Raw genomic sequence first — 1,800 nt, forward strand, 5'->3', positions numbered from 1 at the left:
CATCGCAATGCGCGCCGACAAGACCGACCAGAGCTTCACTTCAATGATCTATCTGGCCGCGGCCGCGATAAACTCCAGATGAATCCCAACAGACCCTAGGCCTCTCTGCTTAGTTGCCGAAATCAAGCAGGGAGGCAAGAATGATGCAGCTCATCACGCCGGAGTACTACGGGGAATTCGTCAACGATCGCGTCGAGATGCACCGGCTGCGCTACCGCGCTTTCAAGCAGCGTCTGGATTGGACCGTCGAAGTCAGTGGCGACATGGAAGTGGACGAATTTGACGTCCTTCGACCGGTGCATCTACTGAACCGCTCGGGAGCCGGACAAATCAAGGTTGCGTCCGGCTTTTGCCTTCCACCGGGCCAACCGTGCTGAGGGACACTTTCCCGATCCTGCTGGACGGGCAGCCGGCACCACGAAGCGACTGGAGCTGGAGAGCAGCCGATTCGCACTCGATGTTCCCGCGGATGCGCCGAAGGCGAGCGGTGGGTTTGCTGCTGCCACTTACGAGCTGTTTGCGGGCATGATCGAATTCGGCCCTTCCATTGAATTGATCGAAATCGTCACTGTGACCGACGCCCGCATGGAGCGGTTTCTTCGCCGGGCCGGATGGCCCCTTCGAAGAGTGGGAAAAAGCTCGCCCCCTTGGAAACACCACGGCTGTCGCGGGCTACCTGGAGGTTTCGTCCGATGCGTTGGACCGCATCCGCAAGGCGGGGCAAATCTCGGGACTGGTGCTCTGGGCTCCGGTCATTCAAGTCGCTGCCTAGCTTCTGGGGAAGCAAACGTAACCGCTGCAGATCGGTGCGGAGAGCCACTCTTCGCTCTCAAGACTTACCATGCACAAGCCAGGTCCCACACTTCCGTCACTCCAAGCCACCAGAGCGCTCGAACTGAAACACCTGAGATCGGCGGTCGCTGCCGCCGATTGCGGTAGCTTTCGTGGAGCCGCCGAGTTGCTGGGACCGCAACAATCGAGCCTTAGCCGAATAATCAGCGAGTTTGAGCACCACTTGGGCGTTCCAATTTTCGAGCGCTTCAGCGGAGGTGTGCGCCCAACGCGGCCCGGCCGCGACGTTCTTCGGTTGGCCAGAACCATCCTGGAGGAATTCGGCGCGCTCATTGCAACGGCCCGATCCGTTCATAACAGCGAAACCGGCCGTCTGAGCGTCGGTTTCTGCACATCACTTTCGGCCGGCAATCTGCAAGCGTCCCTACTTGACTTCAAGCAGCGCTCCCGCAGAGCGCGCTTGCTACGGTTGAACGATCACGGACACGTTTAGCAGCGGCACTTCGTAACGGAGCGCTCGATCTCCTGATCGTCACCGGGCGCTTGCCGCTGTTGGACAATAAAGCCATGCCTCTGTGGAGCGAGCGTGTTCTCGTCGCCTTCTCATGACCATCCCCTCAGTTCGCGCGAAACTGTCTACTGGACCGACCTGCGCGGCGAGACGGTGCTGCTCAGCCACTACGACCCCGGAAAAGAGCTCGAAGATCTTCTGGTTTCCAAGCTCGTCCGACCTGAGGTCCGCCCAAAAATCTGGCGCCACGACGTCAGTCGCGGCATCATCAAAAGCCTGATCAGCATGAACACAGGAATAAGCCTCGTGCTGGAGTCCGACATAGGCGCAAATTCTGCGGCCTTGTTTACCGGGAGCTGCGCGATGGCACGGGTGCGAGCCGATTCGAGCCGACAATGAAACCCGGCGCTGCACGAATTCCTGAAGTTGCTCTCTGAGCGCTACCCATCGCCTTCGAGTGGTCGCTGACGCGCGCGGCGCGCTTTCCGGAAGCTCCT

At 59.8% G+C, this 1,800-nt stretch carries 2 protein-coding genes and 1 pseudogene; all 3 read left to right on the forward strand.

From position 1 onward, the window contains the following. The first annotated feature begins 140 nt into the window (after positions 1 to 140). The 3 genes and pseudogenes from IVA74_RS00025 (at position 141) to IVA74_RS41085 (ending at position 1,702) form a co-directional block, all read left to right on the forward strand. Positions 141 to 772 (forward strand): annotated as a pseudogene (locus tag IVA74_RS00025) (acyl-homoserine-lactone synthase). Positions 773 to 841: 69 nt separating this feature from the next. Further along, complete coding sequence (locus IVA74_RS41080) at positions 842 to 1,285, forward strand: LysR family transcriptional regulator (protein WP_247448484.1); 444 nt, start codon at positions 842 to 844, stop codon at positions 1,283 to 1,285. Positions 1,286 to 1,378: 93 nt separating this feature from the next. Then, a complete protein-coding gene (locus IVA74_RS41085) occupies positions 1,379 to 1,702 on the forward strand; it encodes a hypothetical protein (RefSeq protein ID WP_247448485.1) in 324 nt (107 codons plus the stop codon). Positions 1,703 to 1,800 lie beyond the last annotated feature (98 nt).

It is taken from the genome of Bradyrhizobium sp. 132 (genome assembly GCF_023074185.1).
Classification (GTDB): Bacteria; Pseudomonadota; Alphaproteobacteria; order Rhizobiales; family Xanthobacteraceae; genus Bradyrhizobium.

Bases quoted from the DNA above. Each gene is read 5' to 3' on its own strand.
- IVA74_RS41080 (WP_247448484.1), top strand. From the start codon at position 842: ATGCACAAGCCAGGTCCCACACTTCCGTCACTCCAAGCCACCAGAGCG.